We start from the raw sequence: 25,065 nt of genomic DNA, 5'->3' as shown, positions 1-25,065 counted from the left end.
AATGAGGATGGGGTGTGCGCATGACGCCGGGTGATGCGGTTCCGGCTTTCTCACGCTTCATCGCCATCGACTGGTCGGGCGCCGCGGGCAAGCGCTACGCCGGCGTCGCCGTCGCCGAATGCGGCGCGGAGGGGCCGCCGCGGATCGTCGCGCCCACCGATCGGCTGTGGTCGCGTTCCGCCGTGTTCGACTGGCTGCTGGAAGGGCTGGAGCGCGGACCGGCGCTGGTCGGGATCGACTGCGCCTTCTCGCTGCCCTTCGCGGTGGCCGGACGCTACTTCCCAGACCCCGACGCGGCGACGGTGTTCGACCTGTGGGACCGGGTGGAGGCAGTGGCCGGGGCGGAACCGGACTTCGCCGGGGGCGGCTTCGCGGCGCATCCCGACTATGGCGCGGATTTCTGGCGCGCCGGGACGCAGCCGGACTGGTACCGCGACCCGCACCGGCTGACCGAGCGGGTGTGCCGGGCCGATGGCTGCGGAAGCCCGCAGAGCCCCTACAAGCTGATCGGCGCCAAGCAGGTGGGGAAGGGCGGGCTGGCCGGAATGCGGATGCTGCGCGCCCTGAAACGGGCGGCGCCGGACCGGGTGGCGGTCTGGCCCTTCGACCCGCCGGGGCCGGGGCGCACCGTCTTCTGCGAGATCTACCCGCGCCTGTTCCTGATCCGCGCCGGCTTCGGCCTGCGCAAGATCCGCGACGGGGGCGGGGTGGACGGGGCTTTGGACGCCCTCGGCGCGCCGCCCGCCGGCTTGTCCGGGGCGGTGACCGACCACGACGCGGATGCGCTGGTTTCCGCGGCCGGGTTGCGCTGGCTGGCCGGGCGGGCGGCGGTGTGGAGCCCGCCGGCCATGGACGCGCGGGCGCGGCGGCAGGAGGGCTGGATCTTCGGCGTGGGCGACCGGGTCAGCCCGGAGCGCGCAGCACCGCCGCCGTGCCCATGATGACGGCGTATTCGCCCGACAGGTTGGCGTGGCTCATATCGTGGACTTCCTGAGCGCTGCGCAGATGGCCGGACCAGTCGCGTCGGGCGAAGGTGAACACGGCGTCCGTCGAATCGTGGCGGACGTGGATCACGGGGCGTCCCGTGCGGTGCCAGGCGGCCAGCAGCGTCGCGGCGTTGGCGGGCAGAACCATCGGCGGATCAACGGAAGGCTGGGCGGCCGACACATGCGTGGGCGACAAATGCGTGGGCGCGGCGGTCATTGCGGCTCTTCTGCCAGCCTTCGCCGCGCCGGGCACGTGACAAGTCGTCGTATTTCTGGCTCTAATCCGGGCGGGATGCCCGTCGTCCCGTCCGTTCCGGAGGTTCCGTGATCGCATCACCGTCCGCGCTGGAGTGGTCGCCCTCGCCGGAGCCGCACGCGCTGCCATTGGTCGGGTTGCCGGTGGAGCGAAACGCCCGGCCGGCGGCGACGGGGTGCATCCTGGCCGCGATGGTGCTGACCATCGCGGGTTTCTTTGCCGGCCTCGCGGTCGTGCGTTCTCTTGTTTCGGTGCCCGTTTGATGAGTGAGAACAAAGCCCCCAGCGTGGAAACCCGGACCGTGTCGTCCGACGAGGCCGATGTCCGCCTCGACCGCTGGTTCAAGCGCCATTTCCCCGACGTGGGGCACGGCTATCTGCAGAAGCTGCTGCGCACCGGCCAGATCCGCGTGGACGGCAAGCGGGCGGAGACCTCGACGCGGCTCGCCGCCGGCCAGTCCATCCGCATCCCGCCGCTGGCCGACTGGGCCAAGCCGGACGGCGCCGCCCCGGCCCCCGCGCCGAAGAAACCGGCCATGTCGGACAAGGACATCGCGGCGCTCCAGGCGCTGGTTCTCTTCAAGGACGGCGACGTCATCGCCCTGAACAAGCCGGCTGGGCTGGCCGTGCAGGGCGGCACCAACACCACCAAGCATCTCGACGCCATGCTGGACGCCCTGCGCTTCGACGCGAAGGAGCGGCCCAAGCTGGTGCACCGGCTGGACAAGGACACCTCGGGCGTTCTGCTGCTGGCGCGGAACACCTTCGCGGCGTCCAAGCTGACGGAGCAGTTCCGCGGCCGCGACGTGCGCAAGATCTACTGGGCCGCCACGGTCGGCGTGCCGAAGCCCTACCAGGGCAAGATCGACCTCGCGCTGGCCAAGGAAGGCGGGCCGCAGGGCGAGCGGGTGGCCGGCGACGAGGACGACGGCAAGCGCGCCGTCACCTACTACACGGTGCTGGAAAACCTGGGCAAGCAGGCGGCCTTCGTCGCGATGTGGCCGCGCACGGGGCGCACGCACCAGCTCCGCGTCCACATGAACGCCATCGGCACGCCGATCCTGGGCGACGGCAAGTACGCCGGGCAGGGGGCCTATCTTCCGGGGGCCGAGGTCCAGAAGAAGCTGCACCTGCACGCCCGCCGCCTGATCCTGCCGCACCCGCGCGGCGGCAACCGGATGATCGACGTGACGGCGCCGCTGCCGGACCACATGCTGACGACCTGGAAGTATCTGGGCTTCAGCGCCAGCCTGAAGGACGATCCGTTCGAGGGGGTCGAGTAGAAGCGGGGGTTTACCCCGCCTCGCGCCCCTCCAGAAACGCCGTAAGCTGCTCCGCCGCCTGCCCGACATGCTCGGTCACCAGCCGGCACGCTTCGTCAGCGTCCCCCGCCCTGCAGGCGGCCAGCAGCGCGCGGTGCTCGTCCTGCGACCGCGGACGATAGCCCAGTGCCGCGAACTGGAAGCGCAGATAGCGGTCGGCGGCGAGCAGATGCTGTTCCGTCAGCGCCAGCAGCCGGGGCCGCCCGGCGCGCGCGTAAAGCGTCATGTGGAAGCGCCGGTTCAGCTCCCCCATGCGGCCCGGATCGGCCTCCCCGTCCATCTCTGCGATCAGTTCCTCCGCCTGATCAAGGTCCGCCGCCGTCAGGGCGGGCAGCGACAGGCGCAGCGCCATCGGTTCCAGCGCCATGCGGATCGCCCCGATGTCGGCGCCATCCGCCGCCGAGATCTCCGCGACGACGGCGCCGCGGTGCGGGTGGAACTCGGCCAGCGCCCGCGCCTCCAACTGGCGCAGCGCCTCGCGCACCGGCATGCGGCTGACCCCGAAGGTCTCTGCCAGATCCTCCTGCCGCAACGGCGTGCCCGGCGCGATGACCCCGGTCAGGATCGCTTCGCGCAGCGTCGCCTCCACGAACTCCGCGGTGGTGCGGTGGCGCGGCTGCGCCCGCGCCACGAGGCGCGACAGCCCTTCGTTGACCGCCATGCGTGATCTCCGCTTGCCAGGATATTGGATACAATTTATCACCCTTCTCATCGTTCCGCACCCCTGACGGAGGGTTCCGCGCCATGTCTTCTTCCGACACCGTTCCGGCGACGGGCCTTCCGACGGGGCTTTCCCTGCGCGCGGTCGGGGCGGGACTGCTGGCGGCACTGGTCGGCTACGCCAGTTCGGTGGCGGTGGTCATCCACGGTTTGACCGCCGTTGGCGCCAGCACGGAACAGGTGGTGTCGGGCCTCGTCCTGGTGGGCTTCGCCATGGGGCTGACGGCGATGGGGCTGAGCCTCTATCGGCGCAAGCCGATCAGCATCGCCTGGACCACGCCGGGCATGGCCCTGCTGGCCGCCACCGGCGCGGTGGAGGGCGGGTTCGCCGCCGCGGTGGGGGCCTTCGTGGTGACCGGCGTGCTGATCGTCCTGGCCGGGCTGTGGTCGCCGCTGGGCCGCTGGATCGCCGCCATCCCAAAGCCGCTGGCCAACGGCATGCTGGCGGGCATCCTGCTGAAGCTGTGCCTCGCCCCCTTCCTGGCGGTGTCGCAGGCGCCCGGCGTGGCGCTGCTGGTGCTGGCGACCTGGGCTGTGGTGGGGCGGGTGGCGCGGCTCTACGCCGTGCCGGCCGCGGTGGCCGTGGCGCTGGGGGCGATGGCGCTCGATTCCTCCGGCGGGGCGGCGCTGTCCGGTGCGCTCTGGCCGGGCGTGACCTTCGTCCAGCCGGTCTTCACCTGGGAGGCGATGGTCGGCATCGCGCTGCCGCTGTTCGTCGTCACCATGGCCTCGCAGAACATCCCCGGCCTTGCCGTTCTGGCGACCTACAACTACACGCCGCCGACCCGCCCGATTTTCCTGGTGACGGGGGCGGCCTCCGCCCTGACGGCGCTGGGCGGCGCGCCGACCGTGAACCTCGCGGCGATCACCGCGGCGCTCTGCGCCAGCCCGGACGCCGACCCGAACCCGGCGCGACGCTGGCAGGCCGCCTTCGTCGGCGGCATCGGCTACATCCTGTTCGCCGGCTTGGCCGGGGTGACGGCGGTGATGGTCACCCGCTCCCCGCCGATCCTGATCGAGGCGGTGGCCGGGCTGGCCCTGGTCGGGGCCTTCGGCTCCGCCCTGATGGGCGCCGTGCAGGTGGAAGCGAACCGGACGGCCGCCCTGGTCACGCTGCTGGTCACCGCGTCCGGCCTGTCCTTCGCCGGGGTGGGGTCGGCCTTCTGGGGGCTTCTGCTCGGCGGGGCGGTCCACTTGCTTTACTGGCGCCCCGCCGCCTTGCAACCGGCAAAGTGAGTTGCGCTTTCCCGGCATGGGCCGCATAAGTCCGGTACGACCCGCGTCCCGGAGGCGATGCCCGTGAGCAGCTCAGAGAATGCCCGTCCCCTGCGGCTGGCCCTGTTCGATTGCGACGGCACGCTGGTGGACAGCCAGTTCGCCATCATCGACGCCATGACCACCGCCTGGGCCGCCCACGGTCTGGGCGAGCCGGACTCGCTGGAGGTGCGCCGCATGGTCGGGCTGCCGCTGGTGCAGGCGGTGTCGCAGTTGCTGCCCGATCTGGACACCGACCGCCATGTGGCCGTCGCGGAGAGCTACAAGGACGCCTTCGCGGCGCTGCGCCACCGGGGCGATCTGCACGAGCCGCTGTTCCCCGGCCTGCGCGACACGCTGGACGCTCTGGAGGCCGAGGGCGTGCTGCTGGGCGTGGCGACCGGCAAGTCGCGGCGCGGGCTGGACGCCGTGCTGGCCCATCACGGGCTGACGGACCGCTTCGTCACGCTGCAGACCAGCGACATCGGCCCCGGCAAGCCGCATCCCGACATGGTCTACCGCGCGCTGGCCGAAACCGGGGTGGACGCGGCGGGAACGGTTGTGATCGGCGACACCACCTACGACATGCAGATGGCCCGCAACGCGCGGGTCGCGTCGGTCGGCGTCTCCTGGGGCTATCACGCGGTGGCCGAGCTGGAGGGTGCCGGGGCCGACCGCATCGTCCATCGCGGGCGCGAGGTGGCCGGCGCCGTGCTGGACCTGTTGCACCGATAAGAGAGCATTCGAAGGACTCTGATGAAGCGCTTCTACAAGACCGCCTCCGTCGACGAGGCCGCCGGCGGCGGCTTCGAGGTGCGCCTGGACAACCGCCCGATCCGCAGCCCGGCCAAGGCGCCGCTGGTCTTCGCGAGCTGGCCGCTGGCCCAGGCCGTCGCCGCCGAATGGGACGCGCAGCCCGAGGACATCGCCCCGGACAGCATGCCGCTGATGCAGCTCGCCAGCACGGCGGTGGACCTGATCGGCAAGGGCCGGGCCGCCATCGTGGACGGCGTGGCCGCCTATGCCGAGACGGATCTGCTCTGCTACCGCGCGGAGCATCCCCGGAACCTGGTGGAGTTGCAGGCGCAACGCTGGCAGCCGCTGCTGGATTGGGCGACGCTGCGCTACGACGCGCCGCTGCACGTCAATGCCGGGCTGATGCCCAAGCCGCAGCCGCCCGAGGCGTTGCGCGCCCTGCGCAACGCGGTGGAGGCCTACGACGACTGGGCGCTGTCGGCGCTCCAGACCGCCACCGGCTCCTGCGGCTCGCTGATCGTGGCGCTGGCTCTGGTCGAAGGGCGCATCGACGCCGAGGAGGCGTTCGCGGTGTCGCAGCTCGACGAGACCTTCCAGATCGAAGCTTGGGGCGAGGACCCGGAGGCGACCAAGCGCCGCGCCGCCCTGCGGGTGGACATCGCCGCCTGCCGCCGCTTCGTCGATCTTTTGCGGGCGTGATCATCCATCGGGTGAGGACGGAATAAAGCGCCACGGTGGGCGTCCTGTCAGTGAGGGCCGGGTCGATTATCCGCCCCATCACGACAGGGAGGTTCCGTCCATGCACCGCTTCATCCGTTTCACCGCCGCCGTGGCGACCGTGCTGGCGCTCGGCCTTGCGGCACCGTCCGCCTTCGCGCAGGGCGCCATGCCCGCCAAGACCGGCCAGTCGGCCGGCGGCCCCGTGCTGACCGACAGCAAGGGCATGACGCTCTACGTCTTCGACCGCGATTCGGGCGGCAAGTCCGCCTGCAACGGGCAGTGCGCCACCAACTGGCCGCCGTTGATGGCCCCGGCGGGCGCGAAGGCGATGGGCGACTATTCGGTCGTCACCCGCGACGACGGCTCCATGCAGTGGGCCTACAAGGGCAAGCCGCTCTATGGCTGGGCCAAGGACGGCAAGCCGGGCGACACCACCGGTGACGGGGTGAACAACGTCTGGCACGTCGCGCGCCCGTAAACGCGGTTCCGAACAGGGAAAAGCCCCCGCGGCGCTGGGCCGCGGGGGCTTTTCGTAACGGTAACGTCGGCGATTGCCCGGCTGTTACTGGCCGGTGCCCGACGGAGCGGCCGGCGGGGTGCCGGTGGCACCGCCCGGAGCGGTCATGGTGCCGGAGGTGCCGGTGGAGGAGCGGCTCGCCGCGCCGTTCACCGTGTCACCGGCCTTGTCCTTGTTGCGGTTCAGCGAGGTGGTGGTGTCGGAGTACTCGAACTCCGGCATCTCCTTCACCTGATCGCGGGTCATGCCCGAAAGCTGGACGCGCTCCTGCTGGGCGTCCCAGTTGGCTTTGCCGATGTCCACGGCGATCTGCTTCTCGCCGATGCCGAGGAATCCGCCCGAGGAGATCACGAGCTGCTGGGCCTGGCCGTTGCCGTCGAGGATGATGTCCTCGACCTCGCCGACCTTTTCGTTGTCGGTGCCGTAGACGTTCTTGCCCATCATGTTCTCGGCGCTGGCCATCTGGCCGCCGGTCAGGCCGGAGGCGCTGCCGGTCGCGGCGCTGCCCGGGGCGTTGCCGCTTTTGTTCATTTCGGTCGCGGTCGGGGCGCCGGTGGTGGGGCTGCCGGTGGTCGGCGACGTGGTCTGCGCCATCGCCGTGCCGGTCATCAGCGCCAGGACGGACGCAGCCGCGATGATTTCCCTACGCATAACTCACTCCTCTCCGTGTTTCGGCGTGTCGTCGAGTGCCTTGGTTTGTCTCGGTAAGGCAATTCGACAACAGGGTCTCGGCAGGAATGGTCACGCGGAAAATCGAAAAAATCTTTCGGCTAGTCCGTGCAAGGTTCGGGAATAAAAGTGACGAAGAACTCAAAAGCTTGCCCAGACTGGCTTTGCCGGCGTGACTGTGGCCTCTCCGGCTGTCAAGACCAATCCGTCTTGCCCCGCACGGGTGAGGTCTTCCAGCCGCAGCAACGCCAGGGCGGAGGAGCCATGGCCGCTGCGGATCTCGCCGACCTCCTTGCCGTCGAGCGTCACCGGCGTGCCGGGGGCGGGCAGGGGGCCGTCCAGCGCCACCGGGAACAGCTTCTTCTTGATCAGCGCGCGGTATTTGGTGCGGGCGGTCAACTCCTGCCCCATGTAGCAGCCCTTGTCCCAGGAAATGGCGTTGAGGTCGTCCAGGTCGTTTTCCAGGGGCAGCGCCTTGTCGGGCGTGAGGTCGCGGCTGCCTTCCGGAACACCGAGCACGAGGCGCAGCCGGTCGTAGCCCTCGGCACTGCGCGGAACGAAGCCTGCCGCTTCCAGCGCCGCCGCGGCGCCATCGCGCGGCAGGAAGGCACGGGCGCCCAGCGCCGGCAGGCGTGGGTCGGTGAAGGCGACGCCGCCCGCGAAGGGCACCGCGGCGCCGGCCTCCTCCGGCAGGCCCAGCCGGGCGAGGGCGTCGCCGCCGAACAGGGCGACCGCCACCAGGGCGCCGGCGCGATCCTCCAACGTGATCTTGGAGCGCAGCTTGTACATCTTCAGGCGGCGCAGGAATTCCTCCCGCCGCTCCGTCTCGGGGTCGAGCAGAAGGGCGCCGTCCGATTCGGCGATGCGGAAGTCGTGCAGGAACTTGCCCTGCGGGGTGAGGAACAGCGCGTAGATGGCGCGGTCCGCTGCGACGCGGCGCACGTCGTTGGACACCAGCCCCTGCAGGAAGGCCGCCCGGTCCTCGCCCGCGACCGCGATGACACCCCGATCCTCCAGGATCGCGTAGCCCGCCTGTTCCGCCGTCATGCCCTTGCTCCGAATGTCCCGTTCAAGTCCCCGATAGTTGGGCGAAGGGGGCAGGGGAGGCAAGGGTGGCGAAGGCTGGGCCCTTGCATGGCGCGTCCGCCTTTTCCGCGGACGCGCCACGGTGCAAGCCGTGGTCGATGGACCGTCTTAACCGGCCGGGGGATCGATCCGCAGGACCTGCACCGACTTGGTGCGGCCGTCGAGCGTGCCGTAGGCGATGGATTGCCCCTCGGACAGGCCGAGCAGGGCGGCGCCCACCGGTGTCAGGATCGAGATGCCGTCCTGGCGCCGGGCCGCTTCGTCCGGTGTGATGAGTGTGGCGGTGTGCCGCGTGCCGCGGTCGTCCGCGAAGGTGACCCGACTGCCGAGCCGGACGAAGGGCGTGCCGCCGCCATCGGGGGAATCCGCGACATCGGCGCGGTCGACCTCGCGCTGGAGAAAGTCGATGACGCCGGCGGGCCGGCTGAGATGGGCGAGAAGGACGTCGAGACGCCCGAGATCCTGGGGGGTGATTCGGATCGGTGGCGGATCGCCGAGCATCGACTTGCGGTTCATTCCAAAAGCTCCATAAGCAAAGGCCGCCGGAAGTGGCGGCCCTTTCCATAGCTGATGACGACGGCGGCCTCTTGTCAACCGTGCGGCGGCGTGGCATCTGTCCGTGTGCGAAGCAACTGCTGATTTGTTGGGTCATCTGCCGCTTTGTTGGGCTGCGACGGGCGCCTGGAACGGGGCGAATGACCGCAGGCTGGGCAACCGCTTCCCCTGTTGACGGCGAACAGCCTTGACGGGCAAGACTCTCCGAAAGTGGCATGGCTTTGGCAATGCCCTGCCGACTTCACCCCTACCCGGTCCGCCTCCTTGGATTCCCCATCCGTGTCATCCTCTCCGCACCGGCTCGAACTGCGCGGCATCACCAAGCGCTTTCCGGGCTGTCTGGCGAACGATCAGGTCGATCTCGTCCTCCGGCCGGGCGAGATCCACGCGCTGCTGGGCGAAAACGGCGCCGGCAAATCGACGCTGGTGAAGATCATCTACGGCGTGCTGCACGCCGACGCCGGCCAGATCCGGTGGAACGGGCATGACACCCACATTCCCGACCCGGCGGGCGCGCGCCGGCTGGGCATCGGCATGGTGTTCCAGCATTTCTCCCTGTTCGACACGCTGACGGTCGCCGAGAACATCTCGCTCGGCCTGGACCAGCCCGGTCCGATGGACCCGCTGTCGGCGCGCATCGCCGAGGTGTCGGAGCGCTACGGCCTGTCGCTGGACCCGCGCCGCCACGTCCACACCCTGTCGGTCGGCGAGCGGCAGCGGGTGGAGATCGTGCGCTGCCTGCTCCAGGACCCGAAGCTGCTGATCATGGACGAGCCGACCTCGGTCCTGACGCCGCAGGAGGCGACCCGCCTGTTCGAGACGTTGCGCCGTCTGGCGGCGGAGGGCTGCACGATCCTCTACATCAGCCACAAGCTGGAGGAGATCCGCGCGCTCTGCGACACCGCAACGGTGCTGCGCGGCGGGCGCGTCGTAGGGAGCTGCGACCCGCGCAAGGAGACGGCGCGCAGCCTCGCCGAGATGATGATCGGAACCGAGCTGTCCACCCCGGAACGGCTGCCGCAGGGTGAGGCCGGGGCGCCGAAGCTTCAGGTGCGGCATCTTTCCACCACCTCCGACAACCCATTCTCCACCAACCTGAAGGACGTGTCCTTCGAGGTGCGGGCCGGCGAGATCCTGGGCATCGCGGGTGTGGCCGGCAACGGCCAGGCGGAGCTGATGGCCGCGCTGAGCGGCGAGGCTCTGGTGCCCGACCCGGCCTCGGTCGCCATCGAGGGGCGGCCCGCCGGCCATCTCGGCCCGCGCGAGCGGCGCCTGCTCGGCCTCGCCTTCGTGCCGGAGGAGCGGCTGGGCCGCGGCGCCGTGCCGGAACTGAGCCTGTCGGAGAACGCGCTGCTCTCCGGCTACGCCCGCGAGCCGCTGGTGCGCAGCGGGTTGGTGCATTTCGGGCGCGCGCGCTCCTACGCCGAGCGGATCATCGGCGCCTTCAACGTGGTCACCCACGGCCACCGGGCGGAGGCGCGGTCGCTGTCGGGCGGCAACCTCCAGAAATTCATCATCGGCCGCGAGATCCTGCAGAAGCCGCGCCTGCTGGTGGTCGGCCAGCCGACCTGGGGCGTGGACGCGGGCGCCGCGGCGGCGATCCACCGGGCGCTGATCGATCTGGCGCGCTCGGGCGCCGCCGTTCTGGTGATCAGCCAGGACCTGGACGAACTGTTCGTGCTGAGCGACCGCATCGCCGTGCTGTTCCACGGCCGTTTGTCGGAGAGCCGCCCCACCCACCACACCAGCGTGGAGGAGATCGGCCTGCTGATGGGCGGCCTGTTCAACCACCCGCCCGACGAGGATGAGGAGTGATGGGACCGACGCTTCATACCCTCTCCCCTCTGGCCCTCTCCCCTCTGGGGAGAGGGGAGGGCGAGGGGGATGCCCTTTTGCCGAACGCCGCGCCACGCGTAAACCCTTCACCCCGTCCCTCTCCCCGTGGGGGAGAGGAGGCAATCCTCGGTAAGGCACGGGCATGACCCTCCTCCGTCTCGAAGCCCGCGGCGAAGCGTCGCGCGCGATGGTCTACGCGACGCCGCTGCTGGCGGTCGCGCTCACGCTCGCCAGCGGCTTCCTGCTGTTCTGGGCCATGGGCTTCGACCCGGTGAAGGCGCTGCACGCCTTCTTCATCGCGCCGCTGATGTCACTGCGCGGTCTGGGCGAGCTGGCGGTCAAGGCGACCCCGCTGGTGCTCTGCGCCATCGGGCTGGCCATCGGCTTCCGCGCCAACGTGTGGAACATCGGGGCCGAGGGGCAGCTCACGCTCGGCGCCATCACCGGCGGCGGTCTGGCGCTGGCCTTCTACGGCGAGGGCGGCTGGTGGCTGCTGCCGCTGATGATCGTCGCGGGCATGGCCGGCGGCGCGCTGTGGGCGGCGATCCCCGCCTTCCTGCGGGTGCGCTTCAACGCCAGCGAGATCCTGACCAGCCTGATGCTGAACTACGTGGCGCTGCACCTGCTGAACTACCTGATGCACGGCCCCTACCGCGACCCGGACGGCTTCGCCTTCCCGGAGTCCCGCCTGTTCGAGGCCGACGCGGTGCTGCCGCTGCTGGTCGCCGGGACGCGCGTGCATCTGGGCTCGCTGTTCGCCCTGCTGGCGGTGGGGTTGGGCTGGTTCCTGATGGCGCGGACCTTCATCGGCTTCCAGATCAAGGTCATCGGCCTGACCCCAACGGCGGCGGGCTACGCCGGTTTCAATCAGAAGAAGATCATCTGGATGACGCTGCTGCTCTCCGGCGCGCTGGCCGGTCTGGCCGGTCTGGGCGAGGTCGCCGGGCCGATCGGCCAGATGAATCCGACCATCTCCCCCGGCTACGGCTACACCGCCATCATCGTCGCCTTCCTGGGGCGGCTGCACCCGGTGGGCATCCTGCTGGCCGGTTTCCTGATGGCGCTGTCCTTCATCGGTGGCGAGGCGGCGCAGATCGCGCTGGGGCTGCCCAAGGCCATCACGGGCGTGTTCCAGGGCATGCTGCTGTTCTTCCTTCTGGCGACCGACGTGCTGATCCGCTACCGCCTGCGCTTCGGCGCGAAGCGCGTTGTCGGGAGGGCCGCGGCATGAGCGCCGAACTGGCCCTTCTCGGCCCGATCCTCGCGGCCATGCTGGCCGCCGCCACGCCGCTGCTGTTCGCCGCGCTGGGCGAACTGGTGGTGGAGAAGTCCGGCGTCCTGAACCTCGGCGTCGAAGGCATGATGCTGGTGGGTGCCGTCTGCGGCTTCGCCGTTGCGGTCCAGACCGGCAGTTCCACGCTCGGCTTCGTCGCGGGGGCCGCGGCGGGTGCGGGCATGGCGGCGCTGTTCGGCGTGCTGACCCTGCTCCTGCTCGCCAACCAGGTGGCGACCGGCCTTGCGCTGACGCTGTTCGGCGTCGGCCTGTCGGCGCTGATCGGGCAGGGCTTCGTCGGCATCCCCATCGCCGACGTGCCGGAGCTCTACATCCCCGGCCTGACCGACCTGCCGGTGATCGGCAAGGCGCTGTTCGGGCAGGACGCGCTGGTCTATCTGGCGCTGGCGGCGGTGCCGGCCGTGCACTGGTTCCTCTACGCCACGCGCAAGGGGCTGATCCTGCGCGCGGTGGGCGAGAACCACGCGGCGGCCCACGCGCTCGGCTACAAGGTCATCCGCATCCGCTTCCTCGCCGTGCTGTTCGGCGGCGCCATGAGCGGCATGGGCGGGGCCTTTCTGTCGCTCGACTACACGCCGATGTGGTCGGAGGGCATCTCCTCCGGGCGCGGCTGGATCGCGCTGGCGCTGGTGGTCTTCGCGACCTGGAAGCCGGGCCGCGTGCTGCTCGGTGCCTGGCTGTTCGGCGGGGTGACCATCGCGCAGCTCCACGTCCAGGGGCTGGGAATCGACATTCCGTCACAACTCTTGTCGATGCTGCCTTATCTGGCTACCGTCATCGTCCTGGTGGTGATTTCACGCGATGTCGCCCGAATCCGGCTGAACGCGCCGGCCAGCCTCGGGAAGGTTTTCCATCCCGATGCTTGATAGGCCGATGCCTGACAGGTCTCGGGATGTCTGCAAGTCTTACGTTCGTGCTCAATCAATTGGATCAGGGAGCAAACACGTGAACAGAAGGACCATGGGCAAGGCCCTTATGGGTCTGGCCACCGGCGCCGCCATGCTGGCGCTGGGCGTCGGCGCGGCCGACGCGCAGGAGAAGATGAAGGTCGGCTTCGTCTATGTCGGTCCGATCAGCGACCACGGCTACAGCTACCAGCACGACCAGGGCCGTCTGGCCGTGGAGAAGGAGTTGGGCGACAAGGTCACCACCACCTTCGTCGAGAACGTGCCCGAGGGCGCCGACGCCGAGCGCGTGATCGAGCAGCTCGCCTCCTCCGGCCACAAGCTGATCTTCACGACCTCCTTCGGCTTCATGAACCCGACGCTGAAGGTCGCGCAGCGCCATCCCGACGTGAAGTTCGAGCATGCCACCGGCTACAAGCGCTCGGCCAACGTCGCCACCTATTCCGCGCGCTTCTACGAGGCCCGCACGGTCATCGGCCAGATCGCCGGCAAGATGACCAAGTCGAACATCATCGGCTACATCGGGTCCTTCCCGATTCCCGAGGTCATCAGCGGCATCAACGCCTTCACCATCGCCATGCGCGAGGTGAACCCCAAGGCCGAGGTGCGCGTGGTCTGGGTGAACAGCTGGTACGACCCCGGCAAGGAAGCCGAGGCCGCCAAGGCCCTGATCGACCAGGGCGCCGACGTGATCTCGCTGCACACCGACAGCCCGGCGGCCATCCAGGTCGCGCAGGAGCGCGGCCTGTGGGTATTCGGCCAGTCCTCCGACATGACCCGCTTCGGCCCGAAGGCGCATCTGACCGCCATCGTCGACGACTGGCGCGAGTATTATGTCGGCCGCGTCAAGGCGGCGCTGGACGGTTCCTGGAAGTCGCAGGACACCTGGGGCGGTTTCAAGGACCACATGCTGTTCCTGGCCCCCTACAACCCGGCGCTCCCGGCGGACGTCGTCGCGGCGGCGGAAAAGACCCGCACCGACATCATGGAAGGCAAGCGCCACTCCTTCCAGGGCCCGGTGAAGGACCAGTCCGGCAAGGTCGTGATCGCCGAGGGCAAGCATGCCACCGACGAGCAGATCCTGAAGATGGACTGGTACGTCGAGGGCGTACAGGGCAAGGTTCCGAAGTAAGCGGAGCCGGTCGCCGAATGAGAAAAGGGGAGGCTTCAGCCTCCCTTTTTTGTTGTCCGCTTCCTTTGCCGGCCGTTCTTCAGCCCGGCTGGCGTCCCAGCGCAGCCCAGCCGGCGGGGGCGAGGCGCATCACCTCCGGGCCGCTGCCGGCGGGGTTGGGCTCCATCGTCACCAGCTCCCGGTTCTCGAACCAGACCCAGCGGGGAACCTCCGCCGCGGTGGGGACCCAGCCTTCGGCCATCCTTTCCAGCACCGCCAGATCGGCGGCGGCGATCGGGAATTTCGGCTTCGCCGGGGCGCGGCCGAGTGAGGCGGGGGCGGGCGCGGGCGCTGCCGGGGCATCCTGCCCGGCGCGGGCGTGTATCCAGGCCGATTGGAAAGCGGTCAGAGCTTGGTTCAGTTCGCCGCGCAGTGGCTCGGACGGGCAGCGCAGGTAGCGGTCGAGCAGGGCGTGCAGGGATTCGGCGGAGGGGGGCGGGGTCTCGGGCATGGGGCGGTTCCGTGGTCGGCGTGGTCCGGCACCGCAGCCATAAACGCAAGGGGCAGGAAAAGACAAGGGGCAGGAAAAGAAAGGCTCCGCCGCTTCAGGGAGCGCGGCGGAGCCTGTCGAGGAGGCACAATCCCCTGTGCTGCCTGACTTCAAACGCGCCCGCCGGGCCGCCGGTTCCACCCTCCCTTCCGGGGTGACCCGCAAGGCTGCGGTCCGAAAGCCGGGACAATGCGTTGTCAGGCGCAGGGCAGGCACTCGCGTCGGAAAGGGAAACGCATCGTGGGGAACGGATTCCGGAAAGCGTCGCAGGTCATCTATTTGCTGGCGACCGGCGTGTTGATGCTGTTCGCCCTGGTGTTCATCGGCGTGGCCGCCTATGCGGTGTTTCACAGCCTTCTGCTCCTCGACATCGAGGCGACGACGCACGGACTGCTGGACGGGGTGGGCATGATCGTGCTGGCCATCGCCGTCTTCGAGATCGCCAAGTATCTCTATGAAGAGGAGCTGGAGCACGACCGCGAGTTGCGCCACGCCGACGAGGCGCGGCGCACCCTGACCAAGTTCCTGACCACCATCATCATCGCGGCCAGTCTGGAAGGGCTGGTGCTGGTGTTCGAGGCTCGGACCTCGGAGATGAGCGACATGGTGTATCCGGCCATCCTCCTGATGGTCATCGTCTTCATGGTGCTGGGCCTTGGGCTCTACCAGCTGATCAGCCGACGGGCGGAGACCATCGACCCGAAGGAGGGGGATTCCTGACCGCCCCTCGCGTTCCAACATTGCTGGGAGGAGTTGTCCATCCCTCTCAGCCAGAGCGGAGCGCCCCCATGTTCGACCCCGCCCAGATCGGCCGCATCTCTCCCGTGGAGCAGGCCGACGCCCTGCGCACCCTGATCGCCGTCTTCGCCACCGCGGTGGTGCGGCCCGGCGAGAAGGCGCCGCGCAACGCCGTCAGCGCCGAGATCGTCGACATCCTCGACGAGGTGCCGGCGGAGCGGGTGGAGGCGGTGGCCCAGCTCTTCACCATGATGGCGCTGCGCCTGCGGCGGAAGGGTCGGCCGCGCCGCACCGCCTTCCGCCTGACCCTGGAGACGGCGCTGCTCGCCCGCTCCTACGTCGGGGAGCCGGCGCCGCAGAACGAAACCAGCTACCTGTCGTCCGACCGGCCCGGCCTGGGGACGATCGACCACGCCTGCAACGAGATGTTGGAGCGCATGGCCGGCGTGCCGGACGCCGACCAGCGGGCGTGGCTGACCGCGCAGGTGATCGCCACCGGCCTGATCGACGCCGACCGCCGCCACCGGCTGGGCGGCCCCGACCGCGACCTGGGCGACATGGCGGTGGCAGAGTTCCTGCTGCGCACGGCGGCCCAGTATCTCGCCGCCACCGCCGTCCGCACCCCGCCGGGCGAGAGCAAGGGCTGAGGTTACCGGGACGGACTCAGTGCAGGGCGATGATCGCGGCCATGGTCGCGTAGCGCTCGATCGACTGGGAGGAGGGGGAGCGCATCGCCTGCCGGGTGATGGCGAGCTGGTTCTCGTGCGACACCGGCTGCCGCACGCCGAGATGCGCGACCACCTTGGCGAGCGGCACGATGTGAGCCGAGGACAGTTCCCAATTCACGATGGCGCCGCCCGCCGGGCGTCCGGGAGTGACGGCGGATGGCGCGACCCGCAGATTGATCGAGGAGGCCAGCGACTCCAGCCCGGTCACCGGGACGAAATACAGCGTGAAGCTTCGTGAGGTGGGGCGCCAGGGTTCCGCCGTACGGCCGTCGGGGAAGGCAAGTCCGGTCTGTTCGTGGAACAGGCGCTGGAGCGCCGCGAGGGGGCTGGTGACGCTCTCGTAGCCGCCGCCGGGAACCGCCCATTGGCCTGCGGCGTCAACGACCCGCGGCTCCGCCGGGCCGCGGCCCCACCAGGTGCTGACCTCGCGCCGCCGGACGATCAGGACCTTGGTCCCCTCCAGAAACGCCACATGGACATGGCGCATCGCCTCTCCCCCGCATCCCGTTGGCTTCGCTGCGGGAGACGGGTGGGCGAGGCGTGATGTGAACGGTCTAAGGAGCGGGGACCACGCGATTGCGCCCTTCGGCCTTCGCCCGATAGAGCGCGGCGTCGGCCACCCGGAGCGCCTCGTCGATGCCGCCGGGCGCCTCCGGCATCACGGCGGCGACGCCGAAGCTGGCGGTCATGCGGAAGGAATCGCTGTTCGGCCCCATTTCCTGCGCGGCGACGCGCTGGCGCAAGCGCTCCGCCACGGCCGACGCGTCCGCCAACGCGGTGTTGGGGAGCAGGACCACGAACTCCTCCCCGCCGTACCGCCCGATCAGGTCGCCGGGGCGCAGGGCGCCGTCCAACGTCTTGACGAAACGCTGCAGGGCCTCGTCGCCGGCGGCGTGGCCGCGGCTGTCGTTGATGCGCTTGAAATGGTCGATGTCGGCGATCAGCAGGGACAGGGGCTGCCGCGACCGCAGCGCCCGCCGGATCTCCTCGCCCGCACGCTCCAGAAGGGCGCGCCGGTTGGCGACTCCGGTCAGCGGGTCGGTCTGCGCCTGCGCGACCAGCAGCCGGTGCATTTCGGTGATCCGGCCGCCCGCCTTCAGCCGCGCCTTCAGGTGGGCGCGGTTGACCGGCTTGTGGATGAAGTCGTCCGCCCCGGCGTCCAGCGCCTCCATTTCGTAGAAAGGTTCGTCATGGGACGTCATCAGGATGAGGTAGCTGTAGGCGGTGCGCGGATCGGCTTTCAGATGCCAGCACACTTCCAGCCCCGACAGCCACGGCATCTCCCAGTCGATGATGGCGATGTCGAAGGGTTCGGCCTGGGCGCGCTCCAGCGCTTCCCGGCCATCCTTGGCCAGGATCACATCATGCCCGTAGGACGCCACCTGCTCCGAAAGCATGGTGCGCATCAGGACCGTATCGTCGGCGATAAGCACGCGCATGGCGGGAAACTGCATCATCCCTTTGTCTGCGGTCAATGAGCAGCGGACGTCCGCGGCGTCATTTCCAAGCGTCTGTTCCTGCCGTCCTATCGCCTTCTCGGTAACGTTGCGCCAAAGGTCGTGGTCGCCCCGATGCGACCCTTGCGGCATAGTATGGGCCGAACGGGGCGCCCTTGTCCGGGCGCGCAACGCAAGAGGGAACAGCATGGCCCGCTATACGGGCGTCTACGGATTTCCGGAATCGGCCGCCGGCGCGCGGCGTCTGGCCGAGGCTCTGAACGTTCCCTGCCACATCGCCGAACTGCACCGCTTCCCCGACGGGGAAAGCCTCGTCCGTCTGCCGGAACCGGTGGAGCGGGCCGTGGTCTACCGCTCGCTCGACCGTCCGAACGACAAGCTGGTGGAACTGACGCTGGCCGCCTCCGTCCTGCGCCGCCAGGGCGCCACGGAGCTGTGCCTCGTCGCCCCCTACATGGCCTACATGCGCCAGGACGCGGTGTTCCGCCCCGGCGAGCCGGTGAGCCAGACGGTGGTCGGGGATTGGCTTGGCCGGCTGTTCGACCGCTTCGTCTGCGTGGAGCCGCATCTGCACCGCACCCACACGCTGGACGCGGTGTTCGTCGGGCGCCCCTCCGTCTGCCTCAGCGGCGCCGGGGCCATCGCCGAGCGGCTGCGCCGTGACGGGACGGCGTCGGATACCGTCATCGTCGGCCCGGACGAGGAGGCCGCCCCGCTGGTCGAGGCGGTGGCCGGACCGCTCGGCCTCACCGCCCTGGTCGGGCGGAAGGAGCGGCGCGGCGACCGCGACGTGACGGTGACGCTGCCCGACGGCGCGCCGCTGGCCGGGCGGCCCGTGGTGATCGTCGACGACGTCATCAGCTCCGGCGAGACCATCTTCTCCTGCGCGCGGACGGCGCGGGCCGCCGGGGCGGCGTCGGTCCGGGTGTTCGGAGTCCACGCCCTGTTCGATGCCGCGGTGGCTGCCCGCTTCGAGGCGGAAGGGCTCGGCACGCCGCTGTCCTGCGACGGGGTTCCCCACCCCAGCAACGCCCTGCCGCTCGCCCGGCTGATCGCCGACGCGCTGCTGGCACCCTGTTGACGGCGTCCTGTTGACGGGCCGGTAACCCTTCGTCAGGCAGGATGGAGGGACAGGGCACAACAAGGCGGGGTTTCGCCATGACACTGTCCCTTACCTTCCACGGCGCCGTCGGCACGGTCACCGGCTCCTGCTTCCGCATCCGCACCGGCGACGGCGACCTGCTGATCGACTGCGGCCTGTTCCAGGGCACCAAGACGGTCAAGGAGCTGAACTACCGGCCCTTTCCCTTCAAGCCCTCCGCCGTGAAGGCGGTGCTGCTGACCCACGCGCACATCGACCATTCCGGCCTGCTGCCGAAGCTGGTCCGCCAGGGCTTCAAGGGGCGGGTGCACGCGACCGCCGGCACCGCCGACCTGCTGGCCTACATGCTGCCCGACAGCGGCTACATCCAGGAGACGGAGGTGGAGCGGTTGAACCGCCGCAACCGCCAGCGCGGGCGCCCGGCGGTGGAGCCGATCTACACCCAGGCCGACGCCCAGGCGGCCATCCGCCGCCTGCACGCGGTCGATTACGGGGAGTGGGTGAAGGTGCTGCCCGGCATCCGCGCCCGCTTCTGGCAGGCCGGGCACATCCTCGGCTCGGCGTCGGTGGAGCTGGAGGTGACGCGCGGCGGGACGGCGGAGACCATCCTGTTCTCCGGCGACCTCGGGCCGGGTGGCAAGTCCTTCCACGCCGACGCGGAGGGGCCGCCGCGGCCCGACTGGATGGTGCTGGAGACCACCTACGGCAACCGCGAGCGGGTCGAGATGGGCGAGGCCGAGCGGCAGGCCCTGCTGCGCGACGAGGTGCGGGCGGCGCTCGCCGCAGGCGGCACGCTGCTGATCCCGGCCTTCGCGGTGGAGCGCACGCAGGAGCTTCTCTACGACCTGCACCGGCTGTTCGACCGCGGCGAGATCCCCATGGTCGACGTCTTCCTCGACTCGCCGCTGGCCGACGCGGTCACCGGTGTGTTCCGCCGTCACCTGGGCGATCTCGGCACCGACGGCGACCCCTTCGCCCGGACCAACCTGCACCGTGTGCGCTCCGTCGCGGAAAGCCAGAAGCTGAATGCGCTGAAGGGCGGCGCCATCATCATGGCGGCCAGCGGCATGTGCGACGCCGGGCGCATTCGCCACCACCTGAAGAACCATCTGTGGCGCCCGGAGGACACGGTCCTGCTGGTCGGTTACCAGGCGCCGGGCACGCTGGGCCATCTGTTGCAGCAGGGGGCGGCGAACGTCCGCATCCATGGCGAGGAGATCGCCGTGCGCGCTCACATCCGGTCGCTGGACGTCTATTCCGGCCACGCCGACCGCAGCAGCCTGCTGGCCTGGGTGGCGGCGCGGCAGGGCGTGCGGCGCGGCCTGTTTCTGGTGCATGGCGAGGAGGAAGCCCGCGCCGGCCTGCGCGACGCCCTGGTCCGCCGCGGCTGGGACCCGGCGCTGATCCGCCTGCCCGAACTGGATGAGGTCGCCGACTTGACCGCCGCCACCCCGGCGCGCACGCCGGCGATGGCCCAGGACGGTCCGCCGCGGCTGGAGCCGGAGGCCGTGGCCGCCGGGCGGGACTGGCACAACCGCTACGCCGCCTTCCTGCTGGACCTGCACCGGGCGCTGGACGCGGCACCCGACGACGCGGCGCGCGAGGCGCTGCTCCGTGGGATGGGCGACCGCCTGCCGCAGGCCGAGGGGCCGCCGGTGGGCTGATCGGCCTGCCCTCGGACGGGTGGCGCATGCTATAGATCGGCGATGGCAGATCGGTGACGGCCGCGCAACAAAGGGATGGCGGGACGATGGGGAAGGTGGCGAACATCGTGGTCCAGATGGCGCGGAAGCTGACCGACGACAACGCCCGGCTGGGCCGTGTTCGCAACGCCGGCAAGCCCAAGACCTTTCCCCATTTCCGGGAGATCCGGAACGCGTATCTGGACATCCAGGGGCTGGTCTTTTCGATCCAGGAACGCTTGCAGGAAGCGGGGAACGAACTGCCGTCCAACTTTCCGCAATGGGTGATCCGGCAGAAGCTGACCGCCATCGCCCATTTCACCGACATCAGTTACGCCTTCGTCAGCGATCCGCCCTTGGCGCTGACCAGCTCGCTCGGCGCCTTCGACGTCCTTCAGGCGGAGCAGAAGGCCTTTTCGGAAACGCTGAACGCCTTCGACATGATGCTGATGGAAGCGGGCATCGACGACAAGACCGCCGACGAACTGGACGCCACCCGCACGAAGATCGAGCAGATCCTGGGCATGATCGAGACGCTTCTGGAAAACAGCCCCAAGGTTCTGCAGGAGTTTTGAACAACCCCGCACGCCAAGGGCGATTGCGGAAATATTTATACGCTTTTCGCACGGCCGCATTCTGGTTAAGGTCTACCGACGCGCGTCGTTTCCTCCGGCGGGTTCCGGGTGGTCGGCGGACGGCAGGGGCGCCCCGGAAAGGCGCCGCAGCGGCGTGACAGGCAGCTCGGTACGGCCATGCAGAGGTCTTCAAGCCCCGATCCGATCGACCTCGCGCCCAGCGGGTCCGCCGCGGATTCGATGGCTGTTCCGAAGCGCCTTCCCCTGCTGGCCCTGCTGGCCGCGCTTCTGCTGACCGCCTTGGCTTGGCACGACACCCGGCAGCGCGTCGCCGCGGACGCCGAAAGCCGCTTCGCCCTGCGGGTGGAGGAATTGCACCGCCGGTTCGAGAACCAGATCCAGGTCTATGTTCAGGTGACGCGCTCCGCCGCCGCCCTGTTCACCGCCTATCCGGAGGTGAAACGCGCGGAATGGAACCGCTTCGTGGACGGGTTGCACCTTGGGGAGCGCTTCCCGGGCATCACCGCCGTCGCGTTCGCGCGGGTCGCCGATCAATGGACGGGACCGGAGATGGTGACGGAAGCCCGGATGGACGGGCTGCGAAACTTCCGGATCTGGCCGGAGGCGACCGGCCCGGTCCGGCTCGTCACCCTCTACGCCGCCCCGGTCAACGAACGCACCCTGCGCACGCTCGGCTACGACCTGCTGTCGGAGCCAACCCGACGCGCCGCTGCGGAGCAGGCGCGGGACAGCGGCGAGCCGGCGGTCACCCGCGCCGTCGCCCTGCGGCTCGACGAGGGTGAATCCTCGCCGCCCGCCTTCATCGTGTTCCAGGCCGTCTACCGCGACGGGCTGAGCCCCGCCACGCAAGAGCAGCGGCGGGCCACCCTCGCCGGGGTGGTGATGACCCCGATCCACGTCGCTCCGCTGGCCGAATCCGTGTTCGGACGGATGAACGACATCGCCGCGACGGTGTTCGAAGGGTACCGGGAATTTCCGCTCTACCGCAGCCGCCCGGAGCCGCCGGAGCAGCCATTGCTGACCGCGAGCCGGGACGTCGCCCTGGGCAGCCGCGTCTGGTCGGTCCAGTACGAAAGCCGTTCGAGCTTCGAGGATGGGGTGGACAGCTGGAAGCCGACGCTGGTCCTGGCGACGGGGCTGTCGCTCAGCGTTCTGCTGTCCACCCTGTTGTGGGCGCTGGCCGCGACGCGCGACCGGGCGCTGGTGATCGCCCGGCGCATCACCGCCTCGCTGCGCCGTCGCGAGACGGAGCTGGACCTGCTGTTCAACCAGGCGCCGCTGGGCATCGCCCTCATCGGGCCGGATGCCAAGATCACCGACTGCAACCCGGCCTTCGCCCGTGCGGTCGGGGTGGGGCGCGACGGGCTGATCGGAGTCGACACGAGGCTGCGCGCCCAGGACCCGGCGGTGATCGCCGCCATCGACTCCGCCATCGCCGGGGAGAGCGTGCGGCTGGAGGTCGAACGGCTGCTTCTGGCCGGCGGCCGGCACAGCCATTTCTCCCTCCACCTCCAGCCGGTGTCCACCCCCGGCGATCCGCCCTTCGTCATGGCCTTCGTGGAGGATATCGGCGACAAGCGGCGGGCCGAGCAGCACATCCACTATCTGGCCCATTACGATCCGCTGACCGGCCTGCCCAACCGCGTCCTGCTGTTCGACCGCATCGCCCTGGCCACGCGGGAGGCGCGACGTAACGGCGGCAAGGTCGCCGTTCTGTTCATCGATCTGGATCACTTCAAGGTCATCAACGACAGCCTGGGCCACTCCTTCGGCGACGAGGTGCTGCGGTCGGTGGCGCGGCGGCTGCACGGCGGGATGCGGCCGACGGACACGGTGGGCCGGCTGGGCGGCGACGAGTTCCTGATCGTCATTCCGACCACCCGGAAGGCCGCGGAGGCCGCCGCGGTGGCGGACAAGGTGCTGGCGCAACTCGCCGCGCCCTTCGCCATCGGCGGGCGGAACTTCGTGGTGTCGCCGAGCATCGGCATCAGCCTGTTTCCCGACGACGCGGAGGATGCCGAGGGGCTGATCCGCTGCGCCGACATCGCGATGTACAACGCCAAGGACGCCGGGCGGAACGCCTACCGCTTCGTCACGCGCGAGATGGGCGCGCGGTCCCGTGAACGTCTGGATCTGGAGGCGGCGCTGCGGCGGGCTCTGCAAAACGGGGAACTGTTCCTGGTCTACCAGCCGCAGCTGCGCATTTCCGACGACCTCGTGGTCGGGGTGGAGGCGCTGCTGCGCTGGCGCCACCCGGAAGCCGGCCTCATCATGCCCAACCGCTTCCTGCCGGTGGCCGAGGAAACCGGCCTGATCCAGGCCATCGGCGACTGGGTGCTGGACGAGGTGTGCGCCCAGGTCCGCCGCTGGCGCGACCAGATCGGCCTGACGGTGCCGATCGCCGTCAACGTCTCCGCCCAGCAGTTCCGCGACGGGCAGCTTCCCGCCAAGGTGGCCGCGGCGCTCGACCGCAATGGCCTCCAGGGGTGGGAGCTGGAAATCGAGGTGACCGAGGGCACCCTGATCGACGACGTTCCCTCGGCCATCGCGACGCTGCGCGCGCTGAAGCAGCGCGGGTGCCTGATCGCGCTGGACGATTTCGGCACCGGCTACTCCTCGCTCAACTACCTGCACCGCTTCCCGATCGACAAACTGAAGATCGACCGCTCCTTCATCCACGATCTCGAGCAGGACGGGGCCGGCGACTCCATCCCGCGGGCCATCGTCGGGCTGGGCCGCAGCCTCGGCCTGTCGGTGGTCGCCGAGGGGGTGGAGACGGAGGCGCAGCTCCAGCTCCTGCGCAGCCTGAAATGCGAGAGCTTCCAGGGCTACCTGTTCAGCCGCCCGGTCCTGGCGGAGGAGTTGGAGCCAATCCTGGCGCTGCGTGCCGCCCGTGGCCATCAAGCCTCGACAGCGGAGCCGATGGCGAGGGAGCCGGTGTAGCGGCGGTCAGCGCGGGAAGGTCACCACCCCCTCTTCCGCGGCCTGCCACGCCGGCTTGGCGTTGTGGCCGATGGTGCGCCGCTCCTCGTCCATCCGGTCCTGTTGCCGGCGCATCGAGAGGCGGTGGCGGTTCAGCCCGGACGCTTCGTCGCTACCGTACCCGCCATCGTACCCGCCGTCGTCCCGCACCCAGCCGCGCGCCACCGCCGCCCCGGCCAGCACGCCGAAACCGGCGACCACCGCGGCGGTGATCCAGGGGTGCATCCGGGCCTCGGTGTAGAGGCTGGTTTCGCGCACGAAGCGGTGCCGGCCGGCGCGCTCCCGCCCGTCGTCGCCGTGGCTGTGCAGGGCGTCGTTGCGCGGGCGGAGCGGCCCGCCGGAACGGATGACGCGCGGCAGGGTCCGTTCCATGATCCGGTCGGTGAGCCGCGGCGCGAAGGTTTCCGCCAGCGCGAACAGCTTGGCGCCGCCGCCGACATAGAGATCGCGCATCGGGCGGCGGGCGCAATGCAGGATGGCCTTCGCCACGACTTCCGGCGCGTAGACCGGGGGCGGGTTGCTCGGCTCCACCTCCATCAGGTTCAGGGCGTGGTCCTCGTACAGGCTGTCGACGGCCGCCGGCTTGATCAGGCTGACCGAGATGGGCAGGCCTTCGGCCTCCAGCTCCATGCGCAGCGCGTCGGTGAAGCCCTTCACGGCGTGCTTGGTGGCGACATAGGCGCCCTGGAGCGGAATGGCGCGGTCGGACAGCACGCTGCCGATGTTGATCAGCGCCCCGCCGTTCCGCCGCAGGTGCGGGATGGCCGCCAGCGAGCCGTTGACCACGCCCCAGTAGTTCGTCTCGAACAGGCGGCGGTGGTCGTCCGGAGCGGTGTCCAGGAGCTTGCCGATGATCGCCACGCCGGCGTTGTTCACCCAGGTATCGATTCGGCCGTAGCTGCGGACCGCCGCGTCGGCTACCCGCCGCAGGGCGTCGGGGTCGGCCACGTCGGCGACGCAGTGGATCGCGTCCCCGCCCGCGGCGCGGATGTCCTCCGCCGCCTGGGCGAGCGCGTCGCGGTCGCGGGCGACCAGAACGATCTTGGCGCCCTGCCGGGCGGCCATGCGGGCGGTGACCAGCCCGATGCCGCTCGACGCGCCGGTGATGACGATCACCTGCTCGTCTATGGGTTTGAGCCGCGGTTGCATGGGTCTCCTTCCTCCATCGTTCGATTGTCGGAATCGGGGCGTCATCCGCTGTGAACAGGCGGTTCGGCGGAGCGTTGCCGCCGGGCGGTGCGTCC

General features: G+C 69.9%; 26 protein-coding genes. 17 read left to right on the top strand and 9 right to left on the bottom strand.

What is annotated here, in order from left to right:
- Window positions 1-20: 20 nt before the first annotated feature.
- On the top strand, window positions 21-941 hold the full coding sequence (locus JJL56_RS14230; protein WP_200485462.1) for a hypothetical protein: 921 nt from the start codon (window positions 21-23) through the stop codon (window positions 939-941).
- On the opposite strand, the gene JJL56_RS14225 is transcribed toward JJL56_RS14230, so the two are convergent.
- Window positions 904-1,203, bottom strand: a complete 300-nt coding sequence (locus tag JJL56_RS14225) for a hypothetical protein (RefSeq protein ID WP_200485461.1) — start codon at window positions 1,201-1,203, stop codon at window positions 904-906. The two genes, JJL56_RS14230 and JJL56_RS14225, sit on opposite strands and share 38 nt — an antisense overlap.
- A gap of 107 nt (window positions 1,204-1,310) precedes the next feature.
- On the opposite strand from JJL56_RS14225, the gene JJL56_RS14220 reads away from it, so the two are divergent.
- Window positions 1,311-1,505: a CrcB family protein gene (locus JJL56_RS14220; protein WP_186452909.1), complete on the top strand. Its 195-nt coding sequence runs from the start codon at window positions 1,311-1,313 to the stop codon at window positions 1,503-1,505.
- A complete protein-coding gene (locus tag JJL56_RS14215) occupies window positions 1,505-2,524 on the top strand; it encodes an RluA family pseudouridine synthase (RefSeq protein ID WP_200485460.1) in 1,020 nt (339 codons plus the stop codon). Before JJL56_RS14220 ends, JJL56_RS14215 begins: the two co-directional genes overlap by 1 nt.
- A gap of 10 nt (window positions 2,525-2,534) precedes the next feature.
- On the opposite strand, the gene JJL56_RS14210 is transcribed toward JJL56_RS14215, so the two are convergent.
- Entirely contained in the window at window positions 2,535-3,224 is a 690-nt protein-coding gene (locus JJL56_RS14210) for a GntR family transcriptional regulator (RefSeq protein WP_145625696.1), read from the bottom strand.
- 83 nt (window positions 3,225-3,307) lie between these two features.
- Between JJL56_RS14210 and JJL56_RS14205 the strand changes: the two genes are divergently transcribed.
- The 4 genes from JJL56_RS14205 (at window position 3,308) to JJL56_RS14190 (ending at window position 6,491) form a co-directional block, all read left to right on the top strand.
- On the top strand, window positions 3,308-4,519 hold the full coding sequence (locus JJL56_RS14205; RefSeq protein WP_200485459.1) for a benzoate/H(+) symporter BenE family transporter: 1,212 nt from the start codon (window positions 3,308-3,310) through the stop codon (window positions 4,517-4,519).
- Window positions 4,520-4,582: 63 nt separating this feature from the next.
- Window positions 4,583-5,272, top strand: a complete 690-nt coding sequence (locus JJL56_RS14200) for an HAD-IA family hydrolase (RefSeq protein ID WP_345772577.1) — start codon at window positions 4,583-4,585, stop codon at window positions 5,270-5,272.
- A 21-nt stretch (window positions 5,273-5,293) separates the two neighbouring features.
- On the top strand, window positions 5,294-5,992 hold the full coding sequence (locus JJL56_RS14195; protein ID WP_200485457.1) for an ATP12 family chaperone protein: 699 nt from the start codon (window positions 5,294-5,296) through the stop codon (window positions 5,990-5,992).
- Between the two features lie 100 nt (window positions 5,993-6,092).
- Window positions 6,093-6,491 (top strand): COG4315 family predicted lipoprotein, encoded by a 399-nt coding sequence (locus JJL56_RS14190; RefSeq protein ID WP_145625700.1) that lies wholly within the window; start codon window positions 6,093-6,095, stop codon window positions 6,489-6,491.
- A gap of 84 nt (window positions 6,492-6,575) precedes the next feature.
- Here the strand turns inward: JJL56_RS14190 and JJL56_RS14185 are convergent, their stop codons facing one another.
- The 3 genes from JJL56_RS14185 to JJL56_RS14175 form a co-directional block, all read right to left on the bottom strand.
- Window positions 6,576-7,181 carry a PRC-barrel domain-containing protein gene (locus JJL56_RS14185; protein WP_145625701.1) on the bottom strand — a complete coding sequence of 202 codons (606 nt, stop codon included), beginning with the start codon at window positions 7,179-7,181 and terminating at the stop codon, window positions 6,576-6,578.
- A gap of 159 nt (window positions 7,182-7,340) precedes the next feature.
- Window positions 7,341-8,246 carry a CAF17-like 4Fe-4S cluster assembly/insertion protein YgfZ gene (gene ygfZ, locus JJL56_RS14180; RefSeq protein WP_200485456.1) on the bottom strand — a complete coding sequence of 302 codons (906 nt, stop codon included), beginning with the start codon at window positions 8,244-8,246 and terminating at the stop codon, window positions 7,341-7,343.
- Between the two features lie 147 nt (window positions 8,247-8,393).
- A complete protein-coding gene (locus JJL56_RS14175) occupies window positions 8,394-8,801 on the bottom strand; it encodes a GreA/GreB family elongation factor (RefSeq protein ID WP_145625703.1) in 408 nt (135 codons plus the stop codon).
- Window positions 8,802-9,119: 318 nt separating this feature from the next.
- Here JJL56_RS14175 and JJL56_RS14170 point away from each other — a divergent pair, with 318 nt between their 5' ends.
- The 4 genes from JJL56_RS14170 to JJL56_RS14155 all read left to right on the top strand — a co-directional run bounded on the left by JJL56_RS14170 (window position 9,120) and on the right by JJL56_RS14155 (window position 14,007).
- The gene (locus JJL56_RS14170; RefSeq protein ID WP_200485455.1) at window positions 9,120-10,655 is read left to right on the top strand and encodes an ATP-binding cassette domain-containing protein; all 1,536 of its coding nucleotides are present in this window, start codon (window positions 9,120-9,122) and stop codon (window positions 10,653-10,655) included.
- 163 nt (window positions 10,656-10,818) lie between these two features.
- Window positions 10,819-11,907, top strand: coding sequence for an ABC transporter permease (locus tag JJL56_RS14165; RefSeq protein ID WP_200485454.1), 1,089 nt, complete (start codon window positions 10,819-10,821; stop codon window positions 11,905-11,907).
- Window positions 11,904-12,836 carry an ABC transporter permease gene (locus tag JJL56_RS14160; RefSeq protein ID WP_200485453.1) on the top strand — a complete coding sequence of 311 codons (933 nt, stop codon included), beginning with the start codon at window positions 11,904-11,906 and terminating at the stop codon, window positions 12,834-12,836. The genes JJL56_RS14165 and JJL56_RS14160 overlap by 4 nt, the downstream gene beginning before the upstream one ends.
- A 94-nt stretch (window positions 12,837-12,930) precedes the next feature.
- Window positions 12,931-14,007 carry a BMP family ABC transporter substrate-binding protein gene (locus tag JJL56_RS14155; protein WP_200485503.1) on the top strand — a complete coding sequence of 359 codons (1,077 nt, stop codon included), beginning with the start codon at window positions 12,931-12,933 and terminating at the stop codon, window positions 14,005-14,007.
- Between the two features lie 79 nt (window positions 14,008-14,086).
- Here the strand turns inward: JJL56_RS14155 and JJL56_RS14150 are convergent, their stop codons facing one another.
- Window positions 14,087-14,497: a hypothetical protein gene (locus JJL56_RS14150; protein WP_145625708.1), complete on the bottom strand. Its 411-nt coding sequence runs from the start codon at window positions 14,495-14,497 to the stop codon at window positions 14,087-14,089.
- 279 nt (window positions 14,498-14,776) lie between these two features.
- On the opposite strand from JJL56_RS14150, the gene JJL56_RS14145 reads away from it, so the two are divergent.
- Window positions 14,777-15,256, top strand: a complete 480-nt coding sequence (locus JJL56_RS14145; protein ID WP_145625709.1) for a hypothetical protein — start codon at window positions 14,777-14,779, stop codon at window positions 15,254-15,256.
- Window positions 15,257-15,324: 68 nt separating this feature from the next.
- A complete protein-coding gene (locus JJL56_RS14140) occupies window positions 15,325-15,921 on the top strand; it encodes a hypothetical protein (RefSeq protein WP_145625710.1) in 597 nt (198 codons plus the stop codon).
- A gap of 16 nt (window positions 15,922-15,937) precedes the next feature.
- Here the strand turns inward: JJL56_RS14140 and JJL56_RS14135 are convergent, their stop codons facing one another.
- Together JJL56_RS14135 and JJL56_RS14130 are read right to left on the bottom strand one after the other, a co-directional pair.
- On the bottom strand, window positions 15,938-16,489 hold the full coding sequence (locus JJL56_RS14135) for an NUDIX hydrolase (RefSeq protein ID WP_200485452.1): 552 nt from the start codon (window positions 16,487-16,489) through the stop codon (window positions 15,938-15,940).
- A 67-nt stretch (window positions 16,490-16,556) separates the two neighbouring features.
- Entirely contained in the window at window positions 16,557-17,459 is a 903-nt protein-coding gene (locus tag JJL56_RS14130; RefSeq protein WP_186452911.1) for a GGDEF domain-containing response regulator, read from the bottom strand.
- Window positions 17,460-17,646: 187 nt separating this feature from the next.
- Between JJL56_RS14130 and JJL56_RS14125 the strand changes: the two genes are divergently transcribed.
- The 4 genes from JJL56_RS14125 to JJL56_RS14110 all read left to right on the top strand — a co-directional run bounded on the left by JJL56_RS14125 (window position 17,647) and on the right by JJL56_RS14110 (window position 23,782).
- Complete coding sequence (locus JJL56_RS14125; RefSeq protein WP_200485451.1) at window positions 17,647-18,540, top strand: ribose-phosphate diphosphokinase; 894 nt, start codon at window positions 17,647-17,649, stop codon at window positions 18,538-18,540.
- A gap of 77 nt (window positions 18,541-18,617) precedes the next feature.
- Window positions 18,618-20,225, top strand: a complete 1,608-nt coding sequence (locus JJL56_RS14120; RefSeq protein ID WP_200485450.1) for an MBL fold metallo-hydrolase — start codon at window positions 18,618-18,620, stop codon at window positions 20,223-20,225.
- Window positions 20,226-20,311: 86 nt separating this feature from the next.
- Window positions 20,312-20,818 (top strand): hypothetical protein, encoded by a 507-nt coding sequence (locus tag JJL56_RS14115; protein ID WP_145625715.1) that lies wholly within the window; start codon window positions 20,312-20,314, stop codon window positions 20,816-20,818.
- A 240-nt stretch (window positions 20,819-21,058) separates the two neighbouring features.
- Window positions 21,059-23,782, top strand: a complete 2,724-nt coding sequence (locus JJL56_RS14110; RefSeq protein WP_200485449.1) for a bifunctional diguanylate cyclase/phosphodiesterase — start codon at window positions 21,059-21,061, stop codon at window positions 23,780-23,782.
- Between the two features lie 6 nt (window positions 23,783-23,788).
- Here JJL56_RS14110 and JJL56_RS14105 read toward each other — a convergent pair whose 3' ends face one another.
- Window positions 23,789-24,970, bottom strand: coding sequence for an SDR family oxidoreductase (locus JJL56_RS14105; protein ID WP_145625717.1), 1,182 nt, complete (start codon window positions 24,968-24,970; stop codon window positions 23,789-23,791).
- Window positions 24,971-25,065: the final 95 nt, after the last annotated feature.

Source organism: Azospirillum aestuarii (assembly GCF_016632405.1).
In the GTDB taxonomy this organism is placed as follows: Bacteria; Pseudomonadota; Alphaproteobacteria; order Azospirillales; family Azospirillaceae; genus Azospirillum; species Azospirillum aestuarii.
Note: the sequence above shows the minus strand (reverse complement) of the source record. Positions and strands in the feature narration are given on the sequence as shown.